Source organism: Sinomonas sp. ASV486, from assembly GCF_030908215.1.
In the GTDB taxonomy this organism is placed as follows: domain Bacteria; phylum Actinomycetota; class Actinomycetes; order Actinomycetales; family Micrococcaceae; genus Sinomonas; species Sinomonas puerhi.
In genome coordinates this window covers 35,832-61,728 of sequence record NZ_JAVFJK010000017.1, presented here as the reverse complement: position 1 = coordinate 61,728, position 25,897 = coordinate 35,832, and the positions used below count along the sequence as shown (strand labels likewise).

Annotated in this window: 25 protein-coding genes; 9 read left to right on the top strand and 16 right to left on the bottom strand. The window is 69.8% G+C overall.

Annotated features, from left to right (window positions below; translation table 11 throughout):
• Positions 1 to 23 precede the first annotated feature (23 nt).
• Positions 24 to 2,639: an alpha-glucan family phosphorylase gene (glgP, locus tag RBS60_RS19175; protein ID WP_307959141.1), complete on the top strand. Its 2,616-nt coding sequence runs from the start codon at positions 24 to 26 to the stop codon at positions 2,637 to 2,639.
• Positions 2,640 to 2,731: 92 nt separating this feature from the next.
• Here glgP and RBS60_RS19170 read toward each other — a convergent pair whose 3' ends face one another.
• Genes RBS60_RS19170 through glgX form a run of 3 tightly spaced genes read right to left on the bottom strand, consistent with a single transcriptional unit; the run spans position 2,732 to position 5,594 of the window.
• Positions 2,732 to 3,052, bottom strand: a complete 321-nt coding sequence (locus tag RBS60_RS19170; RefSeq protein ID WP_307959140.1) for a barstar family protein — start codon at positions 3,050 to 3,052, stop codon at positions 2,732 to 2,734.
• Entirely contained in the window at positions 3,049 to 3,504 is a 456-nt protein-coding gene (locus RBS60_RS19165) for a ribonuclease domain-containing protein (protein ID WP_307959139.1), read from the bottom strand. The genes RBS60_RS19170 and RBS60_RS19165 overlap by 4 nt, the downstream gene beginning before the upstream one ends.
• 5 nt (positions 3,505 to 3,509) lie before the next feature.
• Positions 3,510 to 5,594 carry a glycogen debranching protein GlgX gene (glgX, locus tag RBS60_RS19160; RefSeq protein WP_307959147.1) on the bottom strand — a complete coding sequence of 695 codons (2,085 nt, stop codon included), beginning with the start codon at positions 5,592 to 5,594 and terminating at the stop codon, positions 3,510 to 3,512.
• 186 nt (positions 5,595 to 5,780) lie between these two features.
• On the opposite strand from glgX, the gene RBS60_RS19155 reads away from it, so the two are divergent.
• Positions 5,781 to 6,575 (top strand): carbon-nitrogen hydrolase family protein, encoded by a 795-nt coding sequence (locus RBS60_RS19155; protein ID WP_307959138.1) that lies wholly within the window; start codon positions 5,781 to 5,783, stop codon positions 6,573 to 6,575.
• Positions 6,576 to 6,769: 194 nt separating this feature from the next.
• On the opposite strand, the gene rlmB is transcribed toward RBS60_RS19155, so the two are convergent.
• The 4 genes from rlmB to RBS60_RS19135 all read right to left on the bottom strand — a co-directional run bounded on the left by rlmB (position 6,770) and on the right by RBS60_RS19135 (position 11,094).
• Positions 6,770 to 7,777 carry a 23S rRNA (guanosine(2251)-2'-O)-methyltransferase RlmB gene (gene rlmB, locus RBS60_RS19150; protein ID WP_307959137.1) on the bottom strand — a complete coding sequence of 336 codons (1,008 nt, stop codon included), beginning with the start codon at positions 7,775 to 7,777 and terminating at the stop codon, positions 6,770 to 6,772.
• Positions 7,778 to 9,334, bottom strand: a complete 1,557-nt coding sequence (gene cysS, locus RBS60_RS19145; RefSeq protein WP_307959136.1) for a cysteine--tRNA ligase — start codon at positions 9,332 to 9,334, stop codon at positions 7,778 to 7,780.
• A gap of 77 nt (positions 9,335 to 9,411) precedes the next feature.
• Entirely contained in the window at positions 9,412 to 9,744 is a 333-nt protein-coding gene (locus tag RBS60_RS19140) for a hypothetical protein (RefSeq protein ID WP_307959135.1), read from the bottom strand.
• Between the two features lie 60 nt (positions 9,745 to 9,804).
• A complete protein-coding gene (locus RBS60_RS19135; protein ID WP_307959134.1) occupies positions 9,805 to 11,094 on the bottom strand; it encodes a hypothetical protein in 1,290 nt (429 codons plus the stop codon).
• 193 nt (positions 11,095 to 11,287) lie between these two features.
• On the opposite strand from RBS60_RS19135, the gene RBS60_RS19130 reads away from it, so the two are divergent.
• Both RBS60_RS19130 and RBS60_RS19125 read left to right on the top strand, forming a co-directional pair.
• Positions 11,288 to 12,481, top strand: a complete 1,194-nt coding sequence (locus RBS60_RS19130; protein WP_307959133.1) for a sensor histidine kinase — start codon at positions 11,288 to 11,290, stop codon at positions 12,479 to 12,481.
• Positions 12,478 to 13,143: a response regulator transcription factor gene (locus tag RBS60_RS19125; protein WP_307959132.1), complete on the top strand. Its 666-nt coding sequence runs from the start codon at positions 12,478 to 12,480 to the stop codon at positions 13,141 to 13,143. Before RBS60_RS19130 ends, RBS60_RS19125 begins: the two co-directional genes overlap by 4 nt.
• Before the next feature lie 2 nt (positions 13,144 to 13,145).
• On the opposite strand, the gene ispF is transcribed toward RBS60_RS19125, so the two are convergent.
• The 3 genes from ispF to RBS60_RS19110 all read right to left on the bottom strand — a co-directional run bounded on the left by ispF (position 13,146) and on the right by RBS60_RS19110 (position 15,069).
• Complete coding sequence (ispF, locus tag RBS60_RS19120) at positions 13,146 to 13,634, bottom strand: 2-C-methyl-D-erythritol 2,4-cyclodiphosphate synthase (RefSeq protein ID WP_307959131.1); 489 nt, start codon at positions 13,632 to 13,634, stop codon at positions 13,146 to 13,148.
• A gap of 83 nt (positions 13,635 to 13,717) precedes the next feature.
• Positions 13,718 to 14,485 carry a 2-C-methyl-D-erythritol 4-phosphate cytidylyltransferase gene (gene ispD, locus RBS60_RS19115; RefSeq protein ID WP_307959130.1) on the bottom strand — a complete coding sequence of 256 codons (768 nt, stop codon included), beginning with the start codon at positions 14,483 to 14,485 and terminating at the stop codon, positions 13,718 to 13,720.
• A 101-nt stretch (positions 14,486 to 14,586) separates the two neighbouring features.
• On the bottom strand, positions 14,587 to 15,069 hold the full coding sequence (locus tag RBS60_RS19110; RefSeq protein ID WP_066495480.1) for a CarD family transcriptional regulator: 483 nt from the start codon (positions 15,067 to 15,069) through the stop codon (positions 14,587 to 14,589).
• 283 nt (positions 15,070 to 15,352) lie between these two features.
• Between RBS60_RS19110 and RBS60_RS19105 the strand changes: the two genes are divergently transcribed.
• Entirely contained in the window at positions 15,353 to 15,940 is a 588-nt protein-coding gene (locus RBS60_RS19105; RefSeq protein WP_307959129.1) for a hypothetical protein, read from the top strand.
• 222 nt (positions 15,941 to 16,162) lie between these two features.
• On the opposite strand, the gene RBS60_RS19100 is transcribed toward RBS60_RS19105, so the two are convergent.
• Both RBS60_RS19100 and RBS60_RS19095 read right to left on the bottom strand, forming a co-directional pair.
• Positions 16,163 to 16,843 carry a response regulator transcription factor gene (locus RBS60_RS19100; protein ID WP_307959128.1) on the bottom strand — a complete coding sequence of 227 codons (681 nt, stop codon included), beginning with the start codon at positions 16,841 to 16,843 and terminating at the stop codon, positions 16,163 to 16,165.
• Entirely contained in the window at positions 16,840 to 18,021 is a 1,182-nt protein-coding gene (locus RBS60_RS19095; RefSeq protein ID WP_307959127.1) for an ATP-binding protein, read from the bottom strand. The genes RBS60_RS19100 and RBS60_RS19095 overlap by 4 nt, the downstream gene beginning before the upstream one ends.
• Positions 18,022 to 18,194: 173 nt before the next feature.
• Between RBS60_RS19095 and phoU the strand changes: the two genes are divergently transcribed.
• Positions 18,195 to 18,854 (top strand): phosphate signaling complex protein PhoU, encoded by a 660-nt coding sequence (gene phoU / locus RBS60_RS19090; protein WP_307959126.1) that lies wholly within the window; start codon positions 18,195 to 18,197, stop codon positions 18,852 to 18,854.
• Between the two features lie 159 nt (positions 18,855 to 19,013).
• Here the strand turns inward: phoU and RBS60_RS19085 are convergent, their stop codons facing one another.
• The 4 genes from RBS60_RS19085 to RBS60_RS19070 all read right to left on the bottom strand — a co-directional run bounded on the left by RBS60_RS19085 (position 19,014) and on the right by RBS60_RS19070 (position 22,314).
• On the bottom strand, positions 19,014 to 19,760 hold the full coding sequence (locus RBS60_RS19085; protein WP_307959125.1) for a phosphoglyceromutase: 747 nt from the start codon (positions 19,758 to 19,760) through the stop codon (positions 19,014 to 19,016).
• A gap of 123 nt (positions 19,761 to 19,883) precedes the next feature.
• Positions 19,884 to 20,624, bottom strand: coding sequence for a class I SAM-dependent methyltransferase (locus RBS60_RS19080; RefSeq protein WP_307959146.1), 741 nt, complete (start codon positions 20,622 to 20,624; stop codon positions 19,884 to 19,886).
• A 187-nt stretch (positions 20,625 to 20,811) separates the two neighbouring features.
• Complete coding sequence (locus RBS60_RS19075) at positions 20,812 to 21,135, bottom strand: DUF2516 family protein (RefSeq protein ID WP_307959124.1); 324 nt, start codon at positions 21,133 to 21,135, stop codon at positions 20,812 to 20,814.
• Between the two features lie 9 nt (positions 21,136 to 21,144).
• Complete coding sequence (locus RBS60_RS19070) at positions 21,145 to 22,314, bottom strand: PLP-dependent aspartate aminotransferase family protein (RefSeq protein ID WP_307959123.1); 1,170 nt, start codon at positions 22,312 to 22,314, stop codon at positions 21,145 to 21,147.
• 160 nt (positions 22,315 to 22,474) lie between these two features.
• Here RBS60_RS19070 and tmk point away from each other — a divergent pair, with 160 nt between their 5' ends.
• Genes tmk through RBS60_RS19055 form a run of 3 tightly spaced genes read left to right on the top strand, consistent with a single transcriptional unit; the run spans position 22,475 to position 25,877 of the window.
• Positions 22,475 to 23,176, top strand: coding sequence for a dTMP kinase (gene tmk / locus RBS60_RS19065; RefSeq protein WP_307959122.1), 702 nt, complete (start codon positions 22,475 to 22,477; stop codon positions 23,174 to 23,176).
• Positions 23,173 to 24,327: a DNA polymerase III subunit delta' gene (locus RBS60_RS19060; protein WP_307959121.1), complete on the top strand. Its 1,155-nt coding sequence runs from the start codon at positions 23,173 to 23,175 to the stop codon at positions 24,325 to 24,327. Before tmk ends, RBS60_RS19060 begins: the two co-directional genes overlap by 4 nt.
• Positions 24,324 to 25,877: an alpha/beta hydrolase gene (locus RBS60_RS19055; RefSeq protein WP_307959120.1), complete on the top strand. Its 1,554-nt coding sequence runs from the start codon at positions 24,324 to 24,326 to the stop codon at positions 25,875 to 25,877. Before RBS60_RS19060 ends, RBS60_RS19055 begins: the two co-directional genes overlap by 4 nt.
• Positions 25,878 to 25,897: the final 20 nt, after the last annotated feature.

Genomic DNA, 25,897 nt, shown 5'->3' with positions numbered 1-25,897 from the left:
GCTGCTCGGCTAGTGTGGCGCACGTGAAGGCCATCCGTAGATTCACCGTCCGTACCGTGCTCCCCGAGCCGATCGCCGCGCTCGACACGCTCGCCACGAACCTGCGCTGGTCTTGGCACCAGCCCACCCGCGAGCTGTTCGAGAGCCTCAATCCCGCACTCTGGGAGGAGAGCCGCCACGACCCGGCGGGGTTCCTGGGGCTCGTCACGCGCGAGCAGCTGCAGCAGCTCGCGCTCGACTCCGACGTCGTCGACCGGGTCCGGGCGGCCGAGGAGGACCTGCGCCGCTACCTCGAGGAGCCCCGCTGGTACCAGGGACTCGGCGACGAGGTGCCCCGGCGCATCGCCTACTTCTCCCCCGAGTACGGCATCACCGAGGTCCTCCCCCAGTACTCCGGCGGCCTGGGCATCCTTGCCGGCGACCACCTCAAGAGTGCCTCCGATCTCGGAGTGCCGCTCGTCGGCGTCGGGCTCCTGTATCAGGCGGGCTACTTCAAGCAGTCGCTCTCGCGGGACGCCTGGCAGCAGGAGACCTACCCGGTCCTCGACCCGGATGCCCTGCCGCTGATCCTCCTCAGGGAGGAGAACGGCACTCCATGCCTCGTGACCCTCCCGCTGCCGAACGGACGCAAGCTCTACGCCAACATCTGGCGTGCCGACGTGGGGCGCGTGCCGCTCCTGCTGCTGGACTCCAACATCCCCGCGAACGACGACGGTGCACGCTCGGTCACCGACCGTCTGTACGGCGGCGGCGGCGATCATCGCCTCCAGCAGGAGCTCCTGCTGGGCATGGGCGGCGTCAAGGCCCTGCGCATCTTCCAGCGGCTCACCGGCGGCCCGGCCCCCGAGGTGTTCCACACGAACGAGGGCCATGCCGGTTTCCTCGGCATCGAGCGGATCCAGGAGCTCATGTCCGGGCCGGAGCCGCTCACGTTCGACGAGGCCCTCGTGGCCGGCCGCGCATCCACGGTGTTCACGACGCACACTCCCGTGGCCGCGGGCATCGACCGGTTCGACGCGGCGCAGATCAAGTACTTCTTCGACGCCGGACTCGCTCCCGACGTGCCGACGGCCAAGGTCCTCGAGCTAGGCCGCGAGAGCTATGAGGGCGGCGATCCCTCCGTGTTCAACATGGCGGTCATGGGCCTGCGGCTCGCCCAGCGCGCGAACGGCGTGGCGAAGCTCCACGGCGAGGTGTCCCGCGCGATGTTCTCGGGACTGTGGCCCGGATTCGACCACTCTGAGGTGCCGATCACGTCCGTCACGAACGGCGTGCACGTGCCCACGTGGGTGGACCCCACGGTCACGTCGATGGCAGAGCACCTTGCCCCCGACGCCCTCGTGGGCGGCCGCTGGGACGTGGTCTTCAACGTCACCGACGAGAAGATCTGGGAGACGCGGCGTGAGCTGCGCGGCCGCCTCATCGAGGATGTGCGGCGCCGCGTCAACGCGGCGTGGCGCAAGCGCGGTGCGGGCGAGGCCGAGCTCACCTGGACCGACTCGATCCTGAGCCCCGACGTGCTCACCATCGGGTTCGCGCGGCGCGTGCCCACCTACAAGCGCCTCACGCTCATGCTGCGTGACCCGGCACGGCTCAAGCGGCTCCTGCTGCATCCCGAGAACCCGATCCAGATCGTGATCGCCGGAAAGTCCCACCCCGCGGACGATGCCGGCAAGAAGATGATCCAGGACCTCGTCAGGTTCACCGACGATCCCGAGGTGCGCCACCGCATCGCGTTCCTGCCGAACTACGACATCGCGATGGCCCGTACGCTCTTCCCCGGGTGCGACGTGTGGCTCAACAACCCCCTGCGCCCGCTCGAGGCCTGCGGAACCTCCGGCATGAAGGCCGCGATCAACGGCTCCCTCAACCTGTCCGTCCTGGACGGCTGGTGGGACGAGATGTACGACGGCTCCAACGGCTGGGCCATCCCCACTGCGAGCGGAACCGCGAGCCCCGCGGAGCGCGACGACATCGAAGCGGCGGCCCTGTACGAGCTCCTCGAGACCCAGATCGCGCCGCGGTTCTACGGTGCCCCCGGCACGGGGCCGGGCGCGGAGTCAGCTGGCGCAGCGGGCCCGTCCAAGGCAAACCCCGAGGGGGTGCCCACCCACTGGATCTCGATGATCAAGCACACCCTCTCGCATCTGGGGCCGGCCGTTTCGGCGGACCGCATGGTCGGCGACTACGTGAGCCAGCTGTACACGCCAGCCGCCCAGGCCGGCCGTAAGGTCACTGCGGACGACTACCTGCTCACCCGCGAGCTCGCTGCCTGGACCAAGCATGTGCGCAGCAACTGGTCTCAGGTGCATGTGGAGCACATCGACTCCGGCGGGCTCTCCGAGGTGCCGCAGATCGGCGACAAGCTCGACGTCAGCGCGTACCTGAACCTCGGCGTCCTCAACCCCGGAGACGTGCTCGTGGAGCTCGCCTACGGCAAGGTCGACGACTCCGACCAGCTCACCGCTGTGGCGCTGGCCGAACTCGAGCCCCACGAGAACCTCGGCAACGGGCGGTACAAGTTCTCGGGAACCGTCACGATGGAGCACTCGGGCGCGTTCGGGTACACCGTCCGCGCGATCCCGCGGCACAAGGGCCTCGCCTCCAAGGCTGAGCTGGGGCTCGTCGTCAACGCCTGACGGCCCCCTCTCTGGGAGTCATTTCTTGAAAGTCATCTGGGAGTCACCTCCTGGAGATCACCCCACCGGACGTGACCTCCAGGAGGTGGCTCTCAGACGTGGTCGGGCGGGAGGATGCGGAGGGTGAGCGTGCCCTCGGCAGCCTCGACGGCGCCGACGAGGATGCCCTTCACCACGGCGTAGGCGGCATCGCGGCGGAAGGCAGGGTGCACGTGCCACTCGAGGGTGAGCGGCTCGCCCTCGCCGTTGGCAAGCTCTGAGGCGAGGTCCTGGAGGCAGTCATTGAGGGCGTCGAGATTCGTGCCGTAGTACTCGGGAAGGTGCAGCGCCCTTCCGAACGCTACGAGCACCTCGTGCTTCGACGCTGCCGCGGGCACGACGACGCTGCGCTGGCCGCTCTCCGGTCCGTTCACTGCCCCTCCACGATGAAGCGGAACGACGCGTAGTGGTCGTCGGTGTAGTACTTCTCGCTCTGCTGCCCCGCAACGATCCGGCGTGCTCCGCGGTCCGACGAGCCGGGGGTCACCACGGTGTACTCGTGGTAGTAGCCGGAGGACTTCAGCGGCAGGACCTTCTCGAAGTTGCTGTACACAACCCCGTCCCTGTCGTACGGGTACGGGCCGCCCTTGACGATGAGCGCAAGGGTGTCCTGCGCCTCCTTCGGGAGCTGGGACGCCCTCACCTCGCCCAGCCCGCTCGGGTTGGCGACGTGCGCGCCCAGGCCGGAAGCCGCCGTCGTGCGCGCGCTGGAGGCGGACGACGGCGCGGGGCCGGCGTCGGCGCTCGGCCCCCCGCCGCGCGTGGCGAGGAACCCGATCACGGCAACCGCGAGGACCACGAACGGGATGACTGCCCTCCGCAGCACAGGGCTCACATGACGTTCCGGGCGCGGTAGATGGTCACCGAGTAGGGTTCGGCGACGTCGTCCTGCCCCGAGGCGAAGACCGTGCCGATGCGGTGCTCCGCCTGGCGCGCCGTCGAGTAGCGCAGCTCGAACGCCATCTCGTGCTCAACGCCCCGCTCAGTGGGCACCGAGGGGAACGCGAGGTCCAGCCTCTGGGGGCCGCCATTGATGACCACGAGGCCGTCGAGGTAGCCGTCCTTGGACCCGAGGAGGAACTGGAGGAGGCGCTCGCGGGGGTCCTGCCACCGGTCCGGGTCCATGGGGGTGCCATCGGCACCGAACCAGTGGAAGTAGTTGCTCTCCTCGCGGGCCGGGTAGCTCATCGGCTGGCGCAGGAGGAAGTCCTTGCGGATGCGGATGAGCCAGGCCGTATGGTCAAGCATCTCCTTGCCCGCCGAGTCGTGGGTCCAGTTGAGCCATGCCGTGGCGTTGTCCTGGCAGTAGGCGTTGTTGTTGCCCTGCTGGGTGCGGCCGAACTCGTCCCCGGCCGTGATCATCGGGACCCCGAGGGAGATCATGAGCGTGGCCATGACGTTCTTGGCGGACTGCGTCCGCGCCGCAATGATCGACTCGACCTCGGTACGGCCCTCGAACCCATGGTTGTACGAGCGGTTGTGGCTGGTGCCGTCGCGGTTCTGCTCGCCGTTGGCCTCGTTGTGCTTGCGGTGGTAGGCCGTGAGATCGGCGAGGGTGAAGCCGTCGTGCGCGGCCACGAAGTTGACCGATGCCAGGGCCGTGCGCCCCGACGCCGCGAACAGCCCGTGCGAGCCCGAGAGCGCGTCGGCGAGGCGCGCCGTCGGCCCTCCGCGGCCCCCCGCGTCGAGCTCGGCGCGGTCGGCCAGCCAGAAGTCGCGGACGGTGTCGCGGTAGTGGTCGTTCCAGTCCGCCCAGCCCACAGGGAATCGCCCGGTCTGCCATCCGCCGAATCCGAGGTCCCAGGGCTCAGAGATGAGTTTGGTGCGGGAGATCACCGGGTCCGCGGCGGCCGCGACGAGGAACGGGTGAGCGGGCGTGAAGGAGTGCTGCCCGTCACGGCACAGCGACACCGCGAGGTCGAAGCGGAACCCGTCAACGCGGTACTCCTCGGCCCACAGCCGCAGCGAGTCAAGGGCGAGCTGGACCACGCGCGGGTTCGAGAAATCGAGGGTGTTGCCGCAGCCGGTCGTGTCGATGTACCTGCCCTCGGGGTCACAGCGGTAGTACTCGCGGTCCCCCAGTCCGCGGAAGCTGACCACTGGGCCCCCCATGCCCTCCTCCGCCGAGTGGTTGTATACGACGTCGAGGAGCACCTCGAACCCCGCCACGTGGAGGAGCTTGACCATGCCCTTGAACTCGTCCTGGACGGCCTGCGGCCCCGCGGCGCGCGAGGCTGCAGTCGCGTACGCGGGATGCGGCGCGAAGAACGCGGCCGTGTTGTAGCCCCAGTAGTTGGTGAGGCCGAGGTCCTGGAGGTGGGACTCGTCGAGGTGGAAATGGACCGGGAGGAGCTGGATGCTCGTGACGCCCAGTGTCCTGAAGTGCTCGATCATGGCCGGGTGCGCGAGCCCCGCATACGTGCCGCGGAGCTCCTCGGGGACGTCGGGGTGGAGCATCGACTGGCCCTTGACGTGGGCCTCGTAGATGATCGTGTCCCGCATCGGGACATTGGGGCGGCTCACCGTTCCCCAGTCGAAGCCGCCGTGCACGCGGGAATTGAGCCATCGGCCCCCCACGCGGTCCACGGCCCGGCCGTACGGGTCCAGGAGGAGAGTACCGGTCCCGGGCTCCGGCGCCACGCCTGCGGCATCGGTCCGCGCCGCAAAGGCGTACGGCGTACCCTCCGGTATCCCGACCACAAGGCCGTGGTGCACGCCGTCCGTGAACTCGGGAAGCGGTTCCTTGCGCCACACGCCATCAGTGCCGATGAAATGGACGTCCACGGCGTCAAGACCCGGCGCGTAGACCGCGACGTTGACGGTGTGGCTCGCCTGCTGCTCCGCTGAGCGTGCCGGAGTGAGGCCGAGCGGAAACGGCTGCGATGGCGTCACCACGAACGCCAGGGGCATCGTCATGTTGCTCATGCTCATAGCATCCTCGACCCGTTGCCGGGGGCCGGAGTCCCTTCTCGTTGTGACAGGGTCATGTGTGCTGCGGCCACCCTCATCGTGGCCATCCTAGTATCCGGTGCCAGGGTCCCGTTCGACGCCGCCCCGACAGGAACCCCTAGATTCGAAAGGGCATTCCGACATACTGGTGCCATGCGGATCGCACTCGCCCAGATGACCTCCTCACGCTCCCTCGACGACAACCTCGGCCTTGTCCGCCAGACCCTGGCCGAAGCCGGTCGACGGCATGCCGACATCGTGGTGTTCCCCGAAGCGACCATGCGCGCCTTCGGCAACTCGCTGACCGACATCGCCGAACCCCTCGACGGACCCTGGGCCACGGCAGTGCGCGCCGCCGCGGACGAGGCTGGCGTGGTGGTGGTCGTCGGCATGTTCACCCCCGGGGAACCGGGGACGATCCGCAATACCCTCCTCGTCCACGGACGCGGGGTCGAGGCACATTACGACAAGATCCACCTTTATGACGCCTTCGGATTCCTCGAGTCGGACACCGTGACCGCCGGCAAGGAGCCCGTCACGTTCACGGTCGACGGCGTCACGTTCGGCCTCGCGACCTGCTACGACGTCCGCTTCCCGAACCTCTTCACCGCTACGGCCGACGACGGCGCCCAGGTCCAGCTCGTGTGCGCCTCGTGGGGCGCCGGGCCCGGCAAGGCCGAGCAGTGGGACCTGCTGGTGCGGGCGCGCGCCGTGGACTCGACGTGCTTCCTCGTGGCCGTCGGACAGTCCGACCCCGAGGCTGCGGGCGTACAGGCACAGCACGGCGCACCGACCGGGATCGGCCGCTCCGCCGTCGTGGACCCGTTCGGGCACCTGATCGAGCGGCTCGGCTCCGGCCCCGACACCCTGTACGTGGACCTCGACCTTGCCCGCGTGGAGCAGGCCCGCGCGGCCCTGCCGGTCCTGGCTAACAGCGTGAGCCTCTAGCCGCAGGCCCTCGGGCGCGCACGACGGCGGGGGGGAGCCCGCCGTCGTGCGCTGAGGGTTGCAGCGACGCACACGGGGTGACCTCGGCGGCGCACACGGGGTGACCTCGGCGCCGCACGGGGGGACCTCGGCCCACACCGGGTGACCTCAGCGTCACACGGGATGACCTCGGCCCACACCGGGTGACCTCGGCGTCAGGAGGTCTTGGCAGCCGCAGCGGCTCGGCGTGTGGAGACCTCGTACAGCGAGATCGCCACGGCCATCCCCGCGTTGAGGGACTCCATGTCCGAGTCGATCGGGATCGAGACGATCTGGTCGCACAGCTCGCGCGTGAGCCGTGACAGGCCCTTGCCCTCGGAACCGACCACGAGGCACACGGGGTCGGTCGCGAGCGCGAGGCCGGGGAGCGAGACGTCGCCGTCGCCGTCGAGCCCGAGGACGAAGATCCCGAGCTCCTTCATCTGCCGCAGCACCGTGTTGAGGTTCGCGGCCTTCGCGACCGGCACGCGCACAGCGGCGCCGGCAGACGTCTTCCATGCTGAGGCGGTCATGCCCACAGAACGCCGCTCCGGCACAATCACGCCGTGGCCTGAGAAGGCGGAAACGGATCGGATGATCGCACCGAGGTTGCGCGGGTCCGTGATGCCGTCGAGCGCCACGAACAGGGGCGCGTTCGCGATATGCCCGCGCCGCCACTTCTCGAAGGTGTCCTCGGCGAGCTTGAAGGCTTCCGGGTAGTCGTAGGGCGGGACCTGGAGGGCGACACCCTGGTGGATCGCATCGTCGGTCATGCGGTCCAGCTCGGGCTTCTGCGCCTCCATGAGCGCGATGCCGGCCTCGGCGGCGAGCTTCATGGCCTCCCGCACGCGGTCGTCCATCTCGATCCGCACAGCGACGTAGAGGGCCTTCGCCGGCACACCGGCGCGGAGCGCCTCGACCACCGAGTTGCGCCCGGTGACCATCTCCTCGGCGCCCTTCGCGCGGCCCGTTCCGGCGCGCCCGGCGGCAAGCCGTCCCGGCTGCCCGGTCCGCTTGACGGCCGAGCGCTCGGCAAGCTCCTTCGCGCGGTGCGCCTTGTGGTACACCCGGTCCTCGGCCTTGGGCGTGGGGCCCTTGCCTTCAAGGGCCTTGCGGCCATGCCCGCCAGTGCCCGTGGTGGGGCCTTTCTTGTTCCGAGCTGCCCCGGGGCGTCCCTTGGCCATTTATGCTCCCGTTCGGTTGGTGGGCGCGCTCTGCGCGCTTGAATGAGTCGGGGCGGCGAGGCTCCAGGTGGCCCCGTCCGCAGAGTCTTCGACGACGACGCCAGCCGCCGCGAGAGTGTCCCGGATCGCGTCCGCGGCGGCCCAGTCCTTCGCGGCCCGTGCGGCGGCACGGGCTCCGAGCTGAGCGTCGACGAGGGCGGCCAGCGCGCGACGCATCGTGTCTTCGGAGTTGTCGGCCCATGCCGTCCGGACGCCCGCGGCGTCGAGGCCGAGGACGGCGGTCATCGCGAGCACCTCGGAGAGAGCGTTCGAGACGGCGCCGGCATCGTCAACGCCATTGCCTGCAGCGAGTGCCGTATTCCCCCGGCGCACGGTCTCGTGCAGGGCCGCGAGCGCCTGGGGGATGTTGAGGTCGTCATCCATGGCCTCGGCGAAGGCTGGAGGCACAGCGGCCGGGAGGGCAGCAGCGGCGGGCAACGCGGCGCCGTCGTGCGCGAACTCCCCGACGGAGGCTCCGACCTTGGCAAGCGCCTTCGCGATGAAAGTGTCGATGCGCTCGACGGCGGCCGCGGCCTCCTGCAGGGACGTAGGCCTGTAGTCGAGCACCGAACGGTAGTGGGCCTGGCCGAGGTAGTAGCGCACCACGCGTGCTGGCGCGAGCTCGAGCATCTCGGAGGGCGCGATGACGTTGCCGATGGACTTCGACATCTTCTCGCCCTCGTAGGTGACCATGCCGTTGTGCATCCAGATGTTCGCAAAGCCGTCACCGGCAGCGGTGGACTGGGCCACCTCGTTCTCGTGGTGCGGGAAGCGCAGGTCGAGGCCGCCGCCGTGGATGTCGAATCGCGCGCCGAGGTACTTCGTGGCCATGGCGGAGCACTCGAGGTGCCAGCCGGGCCTGCCGCGGCCCCACGGCGAGGGCCACGCCGCAGTCTCGGGCTCGCCGTCCTTGTAGCCCTTCCACAGGGCAAAGTCGCGAGGATCCCGCTTTCCGCGCGGATCAGCATCGGTAGCGGCCTGCATGTCGTCGATGCTCTGGTGCGTGAGGGACCCATAGGACGGCCACGAGCGGACATCGAAGTACACGTCCCCCGAGCCGTCCTCGGCCGGGTAGGCGTGGCCTCGCTCGATCAGCCGGGCGATGAGCTCGTGCATCTCCGTGATGTGGCCCGTGGCGCGGGGCTCGTAGGTGGGGCGCTGGACGCCGAGCACCTCGTAGGCGGTCTCGAACTCCTGCTCGTACCGGTACGCGAGTGCGAACCACTCTTCGCGCGGGATGTAGGTGCCCTCGGGGACGAAATCGGGTGCGAAGCTCGCCTCGCTCTTGGCGAGGATCTTGTCGTCGATGTCCGTGACGTTGCGGACCACGGTTGTCTCGAGGCCGCGGTACTGCAGCCAGCGCGTGAGCTGGTCGAACACGATCGCCGAACGCACGTGCCCCACGTGCGGGGAGCCCTGCACCGTGGCACCGCAGTAGTACACCGAGGCCCTGCCGGGCTCGAGCGGAACGAAGTCACGGACTTCGGCGGTGGCGGAATCGTAGAAGCGCAGGGTCACGGGATAAGGGTATCGGGTGGGTGCCGGGACGATCGGGCGGACGTGATGGGAGTCGGCGGGCGACGGCGCGTGGTCGACTAGTTGCCGCAGACCTTGCCGATGTTGTTCATCGCGTCAGTGAACTGCTGGCGCTGCTGGGCGGTGGCCATGCCCGTCGTGGACTCGGCGACCTTCTTCTGGAGGTCCGCCATGCCCTGGATGACCGTGCCGATCGAGGGGTCCACCTTGGTGGCCATGTCCGCGTAGTGGTCGGCAATCTGCTTGGTCTGTTCGATCTGGTTGCCGGTGGGTTTGAACTGGTCGCTGTTGAGCAGCTTGCAGCTCTCCTGGACGCTGAGCCGACCGTCGCCGCCGCAGGCCGTGAGCAGCATCGTGGCCGCGATCGTGGCGGCGATGAGCGTCTTCTTCATGCGGGACTCCCGGGGTTGGAGACAAGGATGGCTGGCCCCGGCAGGGACCAGCCATCCATTCTAGTCGACGCGGCGGGGCCACAGCCCGCGGGAGCGCAGGATCCGGTAGGCGAGCCATCCGGCCACGACGAGCCCGAGGGCCATCTGTGCGAGCGCGACGGGTCCAACCGGGTGTACTTGGGCGACCGCAGCGAAGACGAGCGAGAGCGCAAAAGGCACCCACGCGGTCACCCCGGACCGCCACAGCGCCGCGGCAAAGGCGACGAGCATGAGGTTCTCGGCCAGGAAGAGCGGCATGAAGGCGGGGAACAGGATCCCGGCGAGCGGTCCGAAGACGCCCGTCCCGGCACCGCTCACACCCAGCGCGGCGGTCAGGAAGTCAAGGGCCCCCATCGAGGCGATGGACACCGAGCCCACGATGCCCAGCACGCCACCCGCCGCCGCGAGGCCGCTCCCCCGCCCGCGCACGGAGCCAACGAAAAACGCCGTAGTCCCCGCGAAGAGCGCGGCGACCCCGAGTGCCATGACCCCTTCGACGACGAGTGGGACGGGATGCGAACCCACGGCCGCGAGCGCGGCATCGGGATCATCGGCTCCGGCGAAGAGTGCATCCTTGAGGATGCTCAGGACGAGCAGCCCGACGGCGCACGCCGCGCCAGCCCACACGCGGTAGGCCTGGGCCGGCGCCTCGACCCAGCCGGCGGCACGGCGGAGCCTGATGACGGCGCCTGTCCCGACCCCCAGCGATGCAAGGCCCAGCCCGAGGGCTGCTGGTCCCGAGAAGGTCCAGGGAAGAGCGGAGACGACCACCGCGGCGCAGCCCGCGGCCGCAACCCAGCGGTGCACGGTTCCCTGCCGCCACAGCGACAGCGCGAACAGCGCGACCGCGAGCATCTGGCATGTCATGAGGGGGAAGATGAACCAGCCGGCCGCCCCGTCGAGGGCCTGCAAGGTCGCGGCGGCACCGTCGAGAGGGGTCTGCGCGAGGGCCGCCGCGGTGAGTGCGTGCATCCCGATGAGCGTGATGCCGACGGTTCCGAGGATTCCCGCGAGGGTCCCGGCGGCACCCCATCCGGAGCCGCGGCCCCGCGTTGCGCCGGCGAGGAACAAGACCCCACCGAGCCACAGTGCGGCGAGGGCCAGCATGATCCAGCCCCACGCGATCGCCGTGCCCGGGCCGGCCGCGATGACACGCAGGGTGGCGGCGGTATCCGGGCCGCCGTCGGAGAAGAGGAACTGCGTGGCGAACGAGGTGATGAAGAAGAGGCCGAGAGACGCCGCACCGGCGTACGTGCGCAGCTGGGGTGCGCGCGCTGCCGAGACGGTGGACGGCGGGAGGATGGCGGTCATGGTGACTCCTGAGGGTCGGTGATGAACTGACCCCTGCACCGTACGGATCCGCGGGCCCGACCCGAATCGTGCGCGGGGGCAGGAACGGCTCGGCGGGGAATGATCCCGTCGCGCCCGAGGTCCTCCCCGGGGAGGATGCGGGTCCTCCCACGGTGCGTGGCGGCCTCGCTGGTGGCGGGCGTATCGTCGAGCCATGGTTGCGGCCCGGTGGATCCCGTCGCCGTTCGGGCGGCCCCTCCCCTCATGCTGGGGTGACGTGTCGATGGCCGCCCTGACCGTGGCCTTCGCGTTCGTGGAGTGGCTGGGCGGGGTCACCGCCTGGACGGTCGCCCAGCGCATCATCGTCATCGGCCTCATTGCCGTGGCCGTCCTGATGCGCGGAAGGCACCCGTATGCCGCCACGCTGCTCATCGGTGGCGTGTTCGCAGCCGGGCCTGCCCTTGGCTATCGCCTCGACAACTCGACAGCGACCCTCGCGGGCGGGATGTCGATCATCTGGGCCCTCGGCGCACGAGTCCCGCTCGCGGTGGGGCTGTGGGGCACGGTGATCCTGCTCCTGACCGTGTCGGTAGGGTTCGCAGACCCGGTCGGCTCCCTGATCTGGAACGCGGCGGTCATGTTCGCAGTCTTCGGCATCTCGCGCCTGCTCACCTCCCGCAAGCGAGCTCTCGCAGCGCTCGAGGCGACCGCCCGCGAGCTCGGGGCCTCGCGCGACGCCGAGGCACGGGCCCAGGTGGAGCTCGAACGGACCCGCATCTCGCGGGAGCTGCACGACGTCGTTGCGCATGCCGTGAGCGTCATGGTGGTCCAGGCCGGTGCCGCGGAGAGCATCCTGGACACCGACCCAGCCCGGGCACGGCGCGCCCTTGGGGCTGTGCAGACGACCGGCCGCGAGGCGCTGAACGAGCTGCGGGCCATGCTCGCAGGCCTCCGTTCGGGCTCAGAATCGGCGGCGTTAGCCCCGCAGCCCGGCCTCGCGGACGTCCCCGAGCTGCTCGACAGGCTCCGAGCGAGCGGACTCACTGTGGACATCGCGACCTCCGGCGAGCCGCACACGCTTGCGCCCGCGGTGGACCTCGCCGCGTACCGGGTGGTCCAGGAGTCGCTCACAAACGTGGTCAAGCACGCCGGCGCCGCGCCTGCACGCATCGCCTATCAGTACGGCCCGAGGTCCCTGCGGATCGACATCGATGATGACGGCACTGCCGTCCCCACTGCAGTCCCCAGCTCCCCGGTCGGTGCGGTGCCGGTGACCTCCCGCAGCGGCGGCCTCGGCCTGCGGGGCATGCGCGAGCGCGTCGAACTGTGTGGCGGGAGTCTTGAGGCGGGTCCGACGCCGCCGCGCGGCTTCCATGTGCGGGCGACGCTTCCGCTGGGCTCGCCGTGAGCGCGGAGCGGACGACGCTCCTCGTCGTTGACGACCAGCGGCTCGTCCGCGAGGGCTTCGCGATGATCCTGAACGCCCAGCCGGATCTTGACGTGGTGGGCACCGCGGCGGACGGCGCCGAGGCGGTGCGCGAGTGCGCGCGGCTCACGCCCGCCGTCGTGCTCATGGACGTGCGCATGCCCGTCATGGACGGGATCGAGGCGACCCGCCGGATCTGCGCCGTAGGCGCCGCGAAGGTCCTCATGCTCACAACCTTCGATCTCGATGAGTACGTCTATGACGCGATCCGCGCTGGCGCAAGCGGGTTCCTGCTCAAGGACGTTCCCGCGTCTGAGCTAGGTCACGGCGTGCGCGCCGTCGCCGCCGGCGAGACGCTTCTCGCGCCGTCCATCACGCGCAGGCTCGTCGAACACTTCGTTCAGCGTCCGGCACCCGGCCGGCCCGGAGAGCGGCTATCAGCGCTCACCCCCCGGGAGCGGGACGTGCTCGCCGCGGTGGGCCGCGGACTCTCGAACACCGAGGTCGCGGCCGAGCTGTTCCTCTCCGAGACGACGGTCAAGACTCATCTGGGCCGCATCCTGACCAAGCTCAGGCTGAGGGACCGGGTGCAGGCCGTGGTTCTCGCGTACGAGTCCGGGCTCATCGAGCCGGGCGGACAGTGAGCCTACTCCGGCCTGACGTAGACGAGCGCCGTCGCGATCGCGGCCACGCCCTCGCGGCGGCCCGTGAAGCCGAGGTGGTCGGTCGTCGCGGCCGTGACCCCCACGGGCGCGGCGGCGGCCTCGGACAGCACGCGCTCTGACTCAGCCCGACGGGGCGAGAACTTGGGCCGCTGGCACACGAGCTGTACGGCGACGTTGCCGATCTCAAAGCCGGCCCCACGCACGATCCGCGCGGCCTCCGCGAGGAGCGTCACCCCGGAGGCGCCTGCATACTCGGGGCGGTCCGTTCCGAAGTGAGTGCCGAGGTCCCCGAGGCCCGCCGCCGAGAAGAGCGCGTTCGCGGCGGCGTGAGCCACGGCGTCGGCATCCGAGTGGCCGGCCAGGCCCCGCTCCCCCTCCCATCGGAGTCCGCCGAGCCACAGGGGCCGTGGGGCGTCGTCGGGCGCGAACGCGTGGACGTCGACGCCGATCCCTGTACGCGGGATGATCATGGGGCTGCCTTTCGGTTGCGACTAGCTGGTTTCGACTCCGCTGTTTTCGACTCCGCTGCGCGGCGCCCAACAACCGGGTGCGCTCAGCCGCCCTGTGCGGCGATGAACGTCTCAGCGAAGTGGAGGTCCAGGGGCGTCGTGACCTTGAAGGCCTGGAGATCCCCGGGGACCACATAGACCGGGGTTCCGAGCGATTCGACGAGCATCGCATCGTCCGTAATCGCGGCGGCCTGCTCGGGGTCCCAGCCGGCGGCGACCTCGTGGGCGCGCCGGAGCGTCTCGGCGTCGAACCCCTGTGGCGTCTGCACCGCGCGCAGCTGCTCACGCACGGCCGTGCCTGTCACCACCTCGGCGGCGATGGCCGCGGCGTCGCCCTCCGTGGGGGCGGTGGACTTGATCGTGTCGACCACGGGCGTGGCCGGGATGACCGCCGAGGCACCCCGATCCAGGGCGTCACAGACGCGGCGGAACACCTCGGGCGGCGTGAGCGGCCGCGCGGCGTCGTGCACGAGGACGTGCGCGATACCCGGCGCGAGCGCGGCAAGGGCGGCGCGCACCGAATCGGCGCGGGTCGCCCCGCCCTCGACCACTGCGATGTCCGGGGCGGTCGCGCCGAGTTCCTCGGCAAAGGTGCGGCACAGCGCGGTCAGCTCGGTGTCCCCGGGCGGTACGGCGACGCAGATCTGCTCGGCGAGGCCCGCTCCCGCGGTTCCGCGCAGGGCGTGGAGCAGCAGGGGCGCCCCCGCGAGCGGGACGAGGGCCTTGGGCAGCCCATACCCGAGCCGCGTCCCCGACCCCGCAGCGACGATCACGACGGCGGTCGGTGCGGCAGGATGGGCGGCGTCATTCATGCGCTCCAGCCTAGACGAGGCGCGTGCCCTGCCTGGACAGCGGGGCCCAGACAGCACGAAGGCCCCGGCGGGCGCCGGGGCCTTCGTGGAAGTTCAGCGGACTAGGACGCGAGGACCTCGTCCAGCACAGTGGCCGCCTGCTCCTCGTCAGTCTTCTCTGCGAGCGCGAGCTCGGAGATGAGGATCTGGCGGGCCTTGGCCAGCATGCGCTTCTCACCCGCGGACAGTCCGCGGTCCTGATCGCGGCGCCACAGGTCACGCACGACCTCGGCCACCTTGATCACATCGCCGGAGGCGAGCTTCTCAAGGTTCGCCTTGTAGCGGCGGGACCAGTTGGTGGGCTCCTCGGTGAATTCGGCACGGAGGACGTCGAACACGTGCTCGAGGCCTTCCTTGCCCACAACATCGCGGACCCCGACAAGGTCCACGTTTTCGGCCGGTACTTCAATCGTCAGATCACCCTGGGCCACTTTGAGCTTGAGATACATCTTCTCTTCGCCCTTGATGGTGCGCATCTTGATCTCTTCGATCTTCGCCGCACCGTGGTGGGGGTAAACAACCGTCTCGCCAACCTCAAAAACCATGTGGACATTCCCCTTTCCCGCAGACTAGTCTAGCACGTCTCACGTCTCGGACCGGCCCCGTGACCCCGCACGAAGCCCGGAATGACGCGGAAGTGTGGCGATACAGCCCCCGCCGAGGGGTTGACCGGGAGCGAAAAAGATGCTTCACGTCCGCAGGCGCGCGCCTGTTAAGGATGCAGTGCAAACGCCATCTGACGCGAAACGCGCCGAATCTACAGAACGTCGAAATTGGCGATAGGCTAACCCCGACCAGACTTCCTCACACCCTGATCAGGAGCCAGCTGTGCGTTTCACTGCAACGAAGCCGGCCCAGCGCGTCGCCGTCGTCGCCGCGCTTGGCGTCGGCCTGCTGACCGCCACGGGCTGCGGCTACATCAACGCCCAGCAGACCACCCACACGTATTCCGCCTCAGACGGCATCCGTGCGGACGTCGGCACGCTGCAGCTGCGCAATATGCTTATCGTCTCGAGCGGCACGGCCGGCTCCTCAAGCTCCGCCTCGGCCGATGCGCCGGGCCGCCTCGTGGGCACCGTCTTCAACTCCTCCGATAAAGACGAGACGCTGACGCTCAAGGACGGGTCGACGACGACGCGCCTCAACGTCCCCAAGCACGGCGAGGTCCAGCTGGAGAAGTCCAGCAGCCCCGTGAGCCTGAGCAAGACGGGGGCACTCCCGGGCGCGCTCGCGACCGTTTCCTTCACCGCTGGCAGCACGAGCCAGGACGTCCAGATCCCGGTCGTCGACGGCACGCTCGCCGAGTACCGCCAGTACCTCCCGACCCCGAGCGCCACGCCGTCGGGTTCCGCCTCGGCGTCGGCCTCTGCCTCCAGCTCGGCCTCGGCCTCGGCTTCCGCGACTGCGAGCCGCTAGCCTCTGAGCCGGGCTCGGATGCCCGGTTCCAGCAGGCGACATACGACGTCGGGCGCGCACCCCCCGCCGGGGGGGGGGGCGGCCGCGGGCGTATGGGTGGTCTTGATGGCGCGGGGCCCCCCCCCGCCCACCCCCGCCGGCGCCCCCCCCCCCGCGGCCGGGGCCGCCCCCGACGTCGCGCTTAAGGTTGTGCTTCAGGCAGATGCAGGGAGAACGGGCCGATCAGGGCTCGAACTTGTAGCCGAGTCCACGGACCGTCACGAGGTAGCGCGGGCTCGAGGGGTCGGGCTCGATCTTGCCGCGGAGGCGCTTGACGTGCACATCAAGGGTCTTGGTGTCACCGACGTAGTCCGAACCCCACACACGGTCGATCAGCTGTCCGCGCGTGAGCACACGACCCGAGTTGCGCAGCAGCATCTCGAGGAGCTCGAACTCCTTGAGGGGCAGCGCCACCTGCTCCCCATCCACACTGACCACGTGGCGCTCCACGTCCATGCGCACCGGACCTGCCTGGACTGTCGAGGAGATGAGCTCCTCAGGCTCGCCGTGTCGGCGCAGGACGGCGCGCACGCGGGCCACCAGCTCACGCGACGAGTACGGCTTCGTGACGTAGTCGTCGGCGCCAAGCTCGAGCCCCACGACCTTGTCGATCTCGGAGTCCTTCGCAGTGAGCATGATGACGGGAACGCTCGAGCGTGCCCGCAGCTGCCGGCACACCTCGGTTCCTGGCGTGCCCGGAAGCTGCAGGTCCAGGAGGACCAGGTCTGCGCCGTTGCGGTCGAATTCGACGAGCGCGTCGCTGCCGTTGTCCACGACCTCGACCTCGTAGCCCTCCTTGGCAAGGAGGAACGAGAGGGGGTCGCTGAACGACTCCTCGTCCTCCACGATCAGGATCCTGCTCAAGCCATCGCTCCTTGCTCCGGCGACCTGGGGGCCGCTCGATGATCTTCGGGGTCTTGTTCCATGTCGGGCAGCCTCACGGTGAAGGTAGATCCCTTGCCCGGCTGCGACCACAGGGTCACCTCGCCGCCGTGGTTCTCCACCACGTGCTTGACGATACTCAGTCCCAGTCCCGTCCCGCCGGTCTGACGCGACCGCGCGGCGTCGACGCGGTAGAAACGCTCGAAGACGCGTCCCTGGTCCTCCGGGGTCATCCCCTCGCCTTGGTCCGTGACGGAGACAGAGACGAGGCCGTCCTTGTGCCTGAGGCCGATCCCGACCTTGGTGTTCTCGGGCGAGTACCGGATCGCGTTGTCGATCAGGTTGCGGAACGCGTTCGTGAGGAGGTCCGGATCGCCGAAGACGGGAACGTCGATGCGGCCGCCCACACGCACCTCGATGTTCTTCGCCTCAGCCACGAGACGGGAGCGGTCCACGGCGTCCGCAACGACATCGTTGATGTCCACGGCCCGTCCGCGGTGCACGACGTCTGCACCTTGGAGACGGGAGAGCTCGATGATGTCCTGGACGAGTGCGGCGAGGCGGCTGGCTTCCTTGTGCATGCGCGCGGCGAACCGCCGGACGGCTTCCTCGTCGTCCGGGCTGGCCTCGAGGGCCTCGGCAAGAAGAGAGATGGCGCCCACCGGAGTCTTGAGCTCGTGCGAGACGTTCGCGACGAAGTCGTTGCGGATCTGCTCAGTGCGGGTGAGCTCCGTCCTGTCGTCGGCGAGGAGCAGGATGTACTCGTCGCCGAGGACGGCAGCTCGGACATTGACGACGAGGGTCCCCTGGCCGAGCGGGCCGCGCGGCAGCTCGAACTGCTTCTCGAGGATGACGCCGTTCCCGCGGACCTTCGCTGTCATCTGCAGGAGCTCGCGGTGCACCACTGTGTGGCCCCGGACGAGGCCATAGGCGTAGGCGGCTGGGCTCGCACGGACCACGCCGTCAACGGCGTCGACCACCACGAAGGCCTTGCCCAGCACCGAGAGCACGTCCGCTGCACCGTCCGGGAAACTGCCCTCCGTCTCGGGCCCCTCGAGGAGCTGGCGCTGGCGCTGGCTCGCCCGGAAGGCAAGAACGCCGAATGCGCCGAAAGACAGGCCGATAAGGCCCGCCACGATGCCGACGACGAGTGGATCCACATCAGCTAGCTTAGGCCGGGCGCGGCCCACCCCGTTCCGCTCTGCTGGCCGCACCTGCCCGGTTCAACTAACGTTCACTTCAGGACGGGCAACAATTCACCCACCGCTGACAGTGTGACGAGTCGGAGTGCCCATCGGGCAATGACTCGCCACCCCTGTGAAAGGACGCCGCCGTGCGAAAGGTATTCCAGGAGGAGCTCAAGAAGGTCCACGACGATCTCGTCGAGATCGCAACGCTGGTATCCGAGGCCCTCAACCGGGCCGTCGAGGCCTTCTCCTCCGCGGACGTCGAGCTCGCGCAGGAGGTCATCGCGGCCGATGCGCGCATCGACTTCCTCCAGACCGCCATCGATGAGAAGGCGATCGAGATCCTCGCCCTCCAGGGCCCTGTGGCATCTGACCTCCGCACGATCGTCGGCTCGCTGCGCATGAGCGCCTCGCTCGAGCGCATGGGCGACCTCGCCCGCCACATCGCACAGCTCACCCGCCTCCGGTACCCGGAGAAGGCAGCGCCGGGGTCGCTCGAGAAGACGTTTGCCCGTATGGCCGAGCTCGACAAGACCATCGCCGACGAGCTCGTGGGCCTCCTCGACGACCACGATCTCGAGCGCACCACCCGGATCCAGGCCGCGAACGCCGAGATCGACGAACTGCACGCCGGCGTGTTCCGCGCGATCGCGAACCCGTCCTGGACCAGCTCGCCTGCCGCCGCTGTGGATGCGGCCCTCGTGAGCCGCTACTTCGAGCGCTTCGCCGACCACGGCGTCTCCGTGAGCCGCAAGGTCTCCTACCTCGTCACCGGTGAGTGGGACGGCGACAACACCTCGAGCTGACGCTCACCCAACGCGCTGAGTAGGACGGCGGCCGCCCACCTTCGAGAAGGTGGGCGGCCGCCGTCCTAACTAGTGGATGCCCCCCCACCCGGGGGCGTGCGGCGGCCCCCCCCCCCCCCCCACGCGGGGGGGCCCCCGCCGTCGAACGTAGTGCAGGCCTTACTTGCGGCCCTGGTTCTTGACCGCCTCGATCGAGGCCGCTGCGGCCTCGGGGTCAAGGTAGGTGCCCCCGGGGTTGGTGGGCTTGAAGTCCTCGTCGAGCTCGTAGACGAGCGGGATGCCGGTGGGGATGTTCAGGCCCGCGATCTCGTCATCGCTGATGCCGTCGAGGTGCTTCACGAGGGCGCGCAGCGAGTTGCCGTGCGCCGTCACGAGGACCGTCTTGCCGCTCTTGAGGTCCTCCTTGATCTCCGACTCCCAGTACGGCAGGAGTCGTTCGAGGACGTCCTTGAGGCACTCGGTGCGCGGCATCGCGTCGCCGAGGTCCGCATAGCGCGGGTCGCCCGCCTGCGAGAACTCCGAATCGTCCGCGAGGGGAGGCGGCGGGGTGTCGTAGGAGCGGCGCCAGACCATGAACTGCTCCTCGCCGAACTCGGCGAGCGTCTGGGCCTTGTCCTTGCCCTGGAGGGCGCCGTAGTGGCGCTCGTTGAGCCGCCAGGACCGCTTCACGTCGATCCAGCCGCGGTCCGCGACGTCGAGTGCGATGTTCGCGGTGTTGATCGCTCGCTTGAGGCGGGACGTGTAGAGAACATCCGGCAGAAGGCCCTTGTCAGCAAGCATCTGGCCGCCGCGGCGGGCCTCCTCACGGCCTTGGTCGTTGAGGTCCACGTCCACCCAACCGGTGAACAGGTTCTTGGCGTTCCATTCGCTGTGCCCGTGGCGCAGCAGGATGAGCGTGTAGGTCATGGGGCCATCGTATCCGGCAAGGGGCGGCCGCCGGGCCTCCGTGACGAACCCCCGAAATCACCCCGTGCCAGCCCGACATCACCCCGTGTAGGCCCGACATCACCCCGTGTAGACGGGTCGCGTTCAGCGGGGGCCGTCCGGCGCCACGGCCTCCCACGCAACCGTGAGCTCCCCGAGCCGCCATCGACTAGGACCGTGAAGCACGGGCCAGCCGTCTGCCTTGACCGATCGGCACATCGCGAGCCAGCGCTGCCGCACCCCGAACGGCGCGAGCGGAGCGGCGGCCAGCCATGCGGCGTCGAGCGCCGAGAGGAAAGCGTAGACGCGCTCCCCCGGGACATTCCGGTGGATGAGCGCCTTCGGGAGGCGCTCCGCCACATCGGACGGGCGGTCGAACGAGCCGAAGCGCACGGCGAGGGACAGCGCGCGCGGCCCCGCGGCGTCGAGCGTCACCCACGCCGCGCGCCGACCGATCTCGTCGCACGTGCCCTCGATGAAGATTCCGTCGGGCGCGAGGCGGGAACGGACGAGGTCCCAGATGCCGGAGACGTCGGACTCCTCATACTGCCGCAGCACGTTGAACGCGCGTACGAGGACCGGGCGGCCCTCGACGGGCAGCTCGAATCCGCCGACGCGAAAGTCGAGGCCATCGCGCTCGAGGGGCTTTGCGGCCGCAACCCGGCGTGGCTCGATCTCGATCCCCGTGAGCCTCAGGTCAGGGCGGACGTGGCGCAGGCGGGTGAACAGTTCGACGGCGGTGATCGGCGAGGCGCCGTAGCCGAGGTCGACGGCGTGCGGTCGGGGCGGGTGGGAGAGGAGGCGTCTGGCCTGGGTTCCCGTGATCCAGCGATCCACCCTACGCATCCGGTTGGGGTTCGTGGTCCCCCTGGTCACGTTGCCGACGACGCCGCGCCCCCTGTGCCCGGAAGCAGTCCGGACCGGCCTCGCCTTCTCCACCACGGAGATCAGCCTATCCGGGCGCGGCGGGCGGCTTCAGGCAGGCTCGGCCCGATCTCCGCATGAGGAGACCCGGCCTCGGCGGCGAGGGACGTCAGCGGCGGGCGACCGCGGGGCGGACGTCGGCGAGGTAGACGCCCGCAGCCGTGACGGCCGCGATGTTGAACAGTCCGTACCCACCGAAGCCGAAGATGAAGCCGCTGCCCTGGGGCAGGGCCAGTCCGAGCAGGGTCACGAAGGCAGCTCCGCCCGTGAGCCCGAGCCAGAAGCCCTTGGTCCGCTTGAGGTTCGCCTCGAACGCGGGTCCCTTGCGGATGAGGCAGTCGATGAACCCCCACACCGCGACCCCGGCGCAGATCAGCCCGGTCACATAGAACGTGCCGTACTGGATCCATGCGATGAGGAATTTGCCGTCCACGAGATCAGCCTACAGCCCTGCGCCGAGGGCCTGATGGAGGTCTTCCCACAGGTCCTCGACGTTTTCGATTCCCACGCTGAGGCGCACGAGGCCCTCGGGGACGGTGAGCGGCTCGGCGGCGTGCCGGCGCCGCCGCTCGATCGTCGATTCGACGCCGCCCAGGCTCGTGGCGGGGAGCCAGAGCGCGAGGCGGGCCACGAAGGCGTCGGCGGCCGCGGCGTCGTCGAGCTCGATGCTCACGATCGATCCGAAGCCGGTCAGCTGGGCTGCCGCTCGCTCGTGGCCAGGATCCGAGGGGAGCCCCGGGTAGCGCACGCGCGCGACGGCGGGGTGCTCCTCGAGCCTGCGGGCGAGCTCCCCCGCGGTGGCCTGCGAGCGCTCGACCCGCAGCGCGAGGGTGCGGAGGCCGCGCAGCCCGAGCCAGGCCTCGAAGGGGCCCGCGATGGCACCGTGGAGCGTGCGCTGCTGGTGCAGGCGCCCGCGCAGCTGCTCGCTCGCCGCGACGGCCACGCCGAGGAGCACGTCTGAGTGCCCGGCGAGGTACTTGGTCGCGGAATGCACGACGACGTCCGCACCCACCGCGAGGGGCTTCTGTCCCAGCGGGGTCGAGAACGTGTTGTCGACGATCGTCAGGACCCCGGCCGCACGCGCTGCGGCGACAAGTGCGGGGAGGTCCGCGACCTCCATCATGGGGTTGGTGGGGCTCTCGACCCAGAGCACGTCGGCGCCGTCAAGAGCGGCAGAAGCCGCCTCGGTGTCATCGATGTCCACTTCGAGGAGGGTGAGCTCTCCCCGCTCCGCCTTGAGCTGCGCGAGCCCGAGGGTGCCCGAGTACGAGTGCCGCGGGGCCACGAGCACGCCGCCCACCGGAACGAGGCTCATCGCAGCAGCGACCGCAGCCATTCCAGAGCTGAACAGGAGCGCCGGGAGGGGCGAGGCCTCAAGCTTGCCCAGAGCATCCTCGAATGGATCCCACGTGGGATTCGAGAAGCGCGCATACCCCCGCGACCCCTCGCCGACCCCGCCGAGGCCCATGAACGTGGACGAGAGCACGATCGCGGGGTTCACCGGGGCATCCGGACCGCGCTCGGGCCTGCCCGCCGCGACGGTCAGGGTCTCGGGAGAAAGGGCGGCGAGGGCGGCGTCGTCGAGGTGGGGGTAGACGGGGTCAGAGGTCATGGTTCCCAATCTAGCCATCCGCAACGCCGCATCCGCAGTCGCCGTCATACCGGCCCGCTTGCGGCATGTCCTGATGCTGCGTTGACGAGGGCTGCGGACGTTGTCCACGCCAGGCCGCCCCGGGCCGGCCGGACCCTCAACCACCGGTAGGCTTGAGGCAGTGACTTCCCCCGGTGACCTCCCTATCCTTCCGCCCGCCCGCCCCGCTGCGCCGACCGCCCCGGGGCTCTTCGTCGCCTTCGAAGGCGGGGACGGAGCGGGCAAGTCCACGCAGGCGCGGCTGCTGGCCGAGACGCTCCGGGCCGAGGGCCGCGAGGTCCTGCTCACGAGGGAACCCGGCGGGACGGACATCGGAGAGAAGCTCCGTGCCCTCGTGCTCGAGCACGGGCATGGCGAGATCGATTCCCGCACCGAGGCCCTCATCTTCGCTGCCGCACGGGCCGCCCACGTCGCGCAGGCGATCCGGCCCGCACTGGCGAGGGGCGCCGTCGTGATCACGGACCGCTACATCGGCTCCTCCATCGTCTACCAGGGCGTCGCGCGGGGGCTCGGCGCCGAAGAGGTCCGCGGGCTCAACGACTGGGCTACCGAGGGACTGTGGCCGGACCTGACAGTGGTGCTGGACCTCGACGCGGCGCAGGGACGCGCCCGCCGCACCGCCGGAGACGCTGCCGAGGATCGCCTCGAGTCAGAGCCGGACGATTTCCACCACAGCGTCCGCGAGGCCTTCCTCGAGCTCGCCGCGGCGCACCCGGCGTCGTCCCTCGTGCTCGACGCCGCACGGCCCGCCGGCGAGCTCGCCTCGGCCGTGGCCGAGGGCGTCCGCTCGGTGCTGCGCGCGGGAGACGGGACCCGCGCGTGACCGTCTGGGACGATCTGCGCGGCCAAGCGCCCGTGGTCGAACAGCTGCGCCGGGCGGCCGCAGGAGAAGGCCTCACGCACGCATGGCTGTTCACGGGGCCGCCCGGTTCCGGCCGGTCGACGGCCGCCAAGGCGTTCGCGGCAGCCCTCAACTGCGAGGTCGACGACGTCACGGCGCGCGGCTGCGGCGTGTGCCCGAGCTGCCATGCCGTACTCACGGAGACCCACCCGGATGTCGAGTTCGTGCGCACCGAGAAGGTCACGATCACGATCGACGAGGCCCGCGAGATGGTCGCCAAGGCCGGCGACCGGCCACAGACGGGCCGGTACCGCATCATCGTGGTCGAGGACGCCGACCGCATGGCGGAACGCACCACGAACGTGCTGCTCAAGGCGATCGAGGAGCCCACGCCGCGCACGGTGTGGATGCTGTGCGCACCCTCGCCCGCCGACGTGCTCGTGACGATCCGTTCACGCTGCCGGCCCGTCGGACTGCGGCTCCCCCCGGTGCAGGACGTCGCTGACCTGCTCGTGGAGCGCGACGGCGCCGACCCCGCCCTCGCGCTCGAGGCGGCACGCGCCGCCCAGAGCCACATCGGGATAGCCCGCAGACTCGCGCACGATACCGCGGCCAGGGAGCGCCGTTCCGAGACGGTCCGCGCGCCGCTCGCGCTCGGGACCGTCTCCCAGGCCGTGGCCCTCGCAGAGAAGCTCGTCACGATTGCCACGGATGAGGCGACCGCGTCCAACGACGAGCGTGACGCCGCAGAACGCGCCAGGCTCCTCGAGACTCTGGGAGTCGCCGAGGGTGACAGGCTCCCGCCCTCCCTGCGGTCACAGCTGCGCCAGCTCGAGGACGATCAGAAGCGCCGAGCCAAGCGCTCGGTGACCGATTCCCTGGACCGGACGCTCACGGACCTCCTCTCGTTCTACCGGGACGTGCTCATGGTCCAGCTCGACGGCGGCGTCGAGCCGGTCAACGCCGATCTCGGCGCCGAGATCCGCCAGTTTGCCGAGACGTCCACCCCTGAGGCCACGCTGGCCCGGATGGATGCCATCAACACCACCCGCCAGCGCATCACCACCACGAACGTCGCTCCGCTTCTCGCGGTCGAGGCGATGGCCGTGGCCCTGCTCCGAGGAGACCTGTGACGACCCCTGCTTCCCCGCGGCCCCGGCCGGGCTCGATGCTCGGCCCTGTGCTGGCAGCACTGGTCTCCGCACTCCTTGTGCTCACGGGATGCACGCCGTCCACCGGGAGCGCGTCCCAGCCGAGCGGTGATGCGGCGGCCACCCAGGGAGCTCCCGCGGGACTCGAGCGGTTCTACACGCAGCCGGTGCAGTGGTCGCCGTGCGAGGGCGGCAAGTTCGAGTGCGCGACCGTTGAGGTCCCGGTCGACTATGCGAAGCCTTCGGCTGACACGGCAAAACTGGCCCTCATCCGCCTCACGGGCCGCAACGCGAAAGCAAGCCTCCTGGTCAACCCGGGCGGGCCGGGCGGCTCGGGGTATGACCTGGTCAAGGACTCAGTGCAGACCATGTTCTCGGCCAAGCTGCTCGACGCATACAGCGTTGTCGGGTTCGACCCACGCGGCGTCAAGCGCTCCGCCCCGGTCACCTGCCTCAACGACACCCAGCGGGACGCGCTCCGGCAGGTCACGGCGGACCCCGAGACCGATGCCGGCCTGCAGGAAGAGTTCGCACAGCAGAAGCAGCTCATCGACGCGTGTGTCGCGAATACCGGACCGATGCTCGCCCACACCGACACGATCAGCGCCGCGAAGGACGTGGACGTCATCCGCGCCGCCGCTGCCCGGCAGGTGCAGCTCGACTACCTCGGCTACTCCTACGGCACGTTCCTCGGCGCCACGTATGCGGGCCTGTTCCCGGACCGGGTGGGCCGTATGGTGCTCGACGGCGCGCTGGACCCGGCGTTGGGCAACCACGAGATCACGCTGGGCCAGGCCCGCGCCTTCGAGGCAGCCATCCACGCCTATGTCCGATCGTGCGTGTCCCAGTCAGACTGCCCGCTGTCCGGTCCGGAAGACAACGCCGTCGCGCAGATCCAGACCCTGCTCACCTCGGTAAACGCCCATCCGATGTCCACGAGCAGCGGCCGGATCGTCAACAGCATCGACTTCGTCAACGGGTTCATCCTGCCCCTGTACAACGACAGCAACTACCCTGCCCTCACGCAGGCGCTCAAGGGCGCCCTTCGGGGGGACGGCAGCGGCATGCTGCGCCTCGCAGACATCGCCGCAGACCGCGAGCAGGACGGCACCTACAGTTCGAACAGCTCGTTTGCCTTCACGGCGTACAACTGCCTCGACTACCCCACCGACTCGACGACGGCCGGGATGCGGGCCGAGGCCGAGGAGCTCAAGCAGGCCTCCCCCACGCTCGGCGAGTTCTTCGCCTACGGAGGCGTGAACTGCCGTGACTGGCCCTACCAGCCCGTGCGCACGCCGGCGCCGGCGCACTACTCGGGCCATAGCCCGATCCTCGTGGTCGGCACGACGGGAGACCCGGCCACGCCGTACGAATGGGCCGGCAACCTGCGCAACGAGCTCGGGAACGCTGCCCTTCTGACGTGGAAGGGCGAGGGCCACACGGCCTACGGGCGCGGCTCGAGGTGCGTCGACAGCAACGTCGACGCATACCTCGTGGACCACAAGGCACCCGCCGACGGCGTGCACTGCTGAGCCGGTGCGCGCCCCTGAGC

What these genes read in the sequence shown, in the direction of transcription:
- RBS60_RS19070 (WP_307959123.1), bottom strand. Translation starts at nt 22,314, where the DNA reads ATGACCTCTGACCCCGTCTACCCCCACCTCGACGACGCCGCCCTCGCC.
- RBS60_RS19155 (WP_307959138.1), top strand. Translation starts at nt 5,781, where the DNA reads ATGCGGATCGCACTCGCCCAGATGACCTCCTCACGCTCCCTCGACGAC.
- RBS60_RS19080 (WP_307959146.1), bottom strand. Translation starts at nt 20,624, where the DNA reads ATGCGTAGGGTGGATCGCTGGATCACGGGAACCCAGGCCAGACGCCTC.
- RBS60_RS19140 (WP_307959135.1), bottom strand. Translation starts at nt 9,744, where the DNA reads ATGAAGAAGACGCTCATCGCCGCCACGATCGCGGCCACGATGCTGCTC.
- glgX (WP_307959147.1), bottom strand. Translation starts at nt 5,594, where the DNA reads ATGACGATGCCCCTGGCGTTCGTGGTGACGCCATCGCAGCCGTTTCCG.
- RBS60_RS19110 (WP_066495480.1), bottom strand. Translation starts at nt 15,069, where the DNA reads ATGGTTTTTGAGGTTGGCGAGACGGTTGTTTACCCCCACCACGGTGCG.
- RBS60_RS19130 (WP_307959133.1), top strand. Translation starts at nt 11,288, where the DNA reads ATGGTTGCGGCCCGGTGGATCCCGTCGCCGTTCGGGCGGCCCCTCCCC.
- rlmB (WP_307959137.1), bottom strand. Translation starts at nt 7,777, where the DNA reads ATGGCCAAGGGACGCCCCGGGGCAGCTCGGAACAAGAAAGGCCCCACC.
- ispD (WP_307959130.1), bottom strand. Translation starts at nt 14,485, where the DNA reads ATGAATGACGCCGCCCATCCTGCCGCACCGACCGCCGTCGTGATCGTC.
- RBS60_RS19135 (WP_307959134.1), bottom strand. Translation starts at nt 11,094, where the DNA reads ATGACCGCCATCCTCCCGCCGTCCACCGTCTCGGCAGCGCGCGCACCC.
- ispF (WP_307959131.1), bottom strand. Translation starts at nt 13,634, where the DNA reads ATGATCATCCCGCGTACAGGGATCGGCGTCGACGTCCACGCGTTCGCG.
- RBS60_RS19085 (WP_307959125.1), bottom strand. Translation starts at nt 19,760, where the DNA reads ATGACCTACACGCTCATCCTGCTGCGCCACGGGCACAGCGAATGGAAC.